Raw genomic sequence first — 1,982 nt, forward strand, 5'->3', positions numbered from 1 at the left:
AGGCCCCCCTCCCTTTCGCCCCCCGCCGGGGGGTTTTCTTTGGCGGGGGGGGGGCGGCCCGGCCCTAATTCTATCTCGTTTCGGCGGGCCCGGCCGGCGCCGACGACGCCCATCTGACGATCCTGTCCTCGCTGGCCAGGCAGTTGATGAACGAGGAGTTCACCTCCGCGCTGCGGTCGGCCGGGGACGCGGCCGACGCGGCCGCGCTCATCCGCGGCGAGAAGGCTCCGGCCGACCTCGGGAAGCCGTCCGACGACGCGCCCGCGGACGCCGGGGCCGACGAGCCCGCCGCCCAGGACACCGCCGTGGCGCCGGCGGCGGCCTCCGCCGACGCCACGGCGGGCAGCGGTACGACGACGGGCCCGGCGCCGGCCGCCACGACCGGCCCCGCCGACGCGGGCGAGCGCCCCTTCCGTATCGTCGCCGTCACCTCCTGCCCCACCGGGATCGCGCACACCTACATGGCGGCCGAGTCGCTGGAGAGCGCGGGCCGCGAGGCGGGCATCGAGGTCGTGGTCGAGACCCAGGGTTCGGCCGGCTTCACCCGGCTCGACCCGGCGGTCGTCGCCGCGGCGGACGGTGTGATCTTCGCGCACGACGTCCCCGTACGCGACAAGGACCGCTTCGCCGGCAAGCCGACCGTCGACGTCGGGGTGAAGGCGGGCATCAACCGCCCCGCCGAGCTCATCGCCGAGGTCCGCGGCAAGGCGGAACGCGGCGAGGCCACCGCGCCGGCCGCCGCGGACGGCACCGGTGCCGGCACGCCGGTCGAGCGGGCCGGTGGCGCCACCGAGGGGTACGGCACCAAGCTGCGCACCTGGCTGATGAGCGGCGTCAGCTACATGGTCCCGTTCGTCGCCGCGGGCGGTCTGCTGATCGCCCTCGGCTTCGCGATCGGCGGCTACAAGATCAACAAGGCGCCGTCGGTCATGGACCACTTCGTCTGGACCCAGACGGACAGCTGGGCCGCGCTGCTCTTCCAGATCGGCGTCGTGTCCTTCGGCTTCCTCGTCCCGGTCCTGGCCGGCTACATCGCCTACGGCATGGCGGACCGCCCCGGCCTGGTCCCCGGATTCGTCGGCGGCGCGATCTCGCTGACCATCAACGCGGGCTTCCTCGGCGGTCTCGCGGCCGGTCTGATCGCCGGCGGCGTGGTGCTGTCGATCCAGCGGGTGAGGGTCCCGGCCGCGATGCGCGGCATCATGCCGGTGGTCGTGATCCCACTGATCTCCGCGGCGGTCGTCGGATTCCTGATGTTCGTGGTCATCGGCAAGCCCATCGCCGCCGCGCAGAAGGGCATGACGGACTGGCTGAACCACCTCACCGGCTCCAACGCCGTCCTGCTCGGCGGCCTGCTCGGTCTGATGATGTGCTTCGACCTCGGCGGTCCGGTCAACAAGGTCGCCTACACCTTCGCCACCGCCGGTATCGCGGTCGCCGCCCCGAGCGACTCGGCCATGAAGATCATGGCGGCCGTGATGGCGGCCGGCATGGTGCCGCCGCTGGCGATGGCGCTGGCCACGACCGTGCGCGGCCGGCTCTTCACCCAGACCGAGCGGGAGAACGGCAAGGCCGCGTGGGTCCTGGGCGCCTCCTTCATCACCGAGGGCGCGATCCCGTTCGCGGCGGCCGACCCGCTGCGGGTCATCCCGTCCGCGATGGCGGGCGGCGCGGTCACCGGGGCGCTGTCGATGGCCTTCGGCGCCACCCTGCGCGCCCCGCACGGCGGCATCTTCGTGGTGCCCCTGATCGGCAACCCGCTCCTGTACCTGGTCGCCCTCGCCGCGGGTGTCTGCGTCACGACGGCTCTGGTCGTCCTCCTCAAGGGCCTGCGCGCACCGGTCGCCGAGGACCCGGCCGCGCAGATACCGGGCGCGGCCACGGCGGACGCGCAGCGCAAGCAGCCGGTGGCGGCGTAAGCGCCCGCACCGACACGCGGACGCGCAGACCGGACGGCCGCGGTTCCCGGGAGACCGGGAACC

The 1,982-nt window shown here is 73.9% G+C and carries 1 protein-coding gene; it reads left to right on the forward strand.

The features are described from left to right. The first annotated feature begins 146 nt into the window (after positions 1-146). Positions 147-1,919 (forward strand): PTS fructose transporter subunit IIC, encoded by a 1,773-nt coding sequence (locus ABT085_RS46020; protein WP_351623140.1) that lies wholly within the window; start codon positions 147-149, stop codon positions 1,917-1,919. Positions 1,920-1,982 lie beyond the last annotated feature (63 nt).

Source organism: Streptomyces sp. NPDC002265, from assembly GCF_040296125.1.
In the GTDB taxonomy this organism is placed as follows: domain Bacteria; phylum Actinomycetota; class Actinomycetes; order Streptomycetales; family Streptomycetaceae; genus Streptomyces.

Coding starts and splice junctions, on each gene's coding strand:
- ABT085_RS46020 (WP_351623140.1), top strand. CDS start 147: ATGAACGAGGAGTTCACCTCCGCGCTGCGGTCGGCCGGGGACGCGGCC.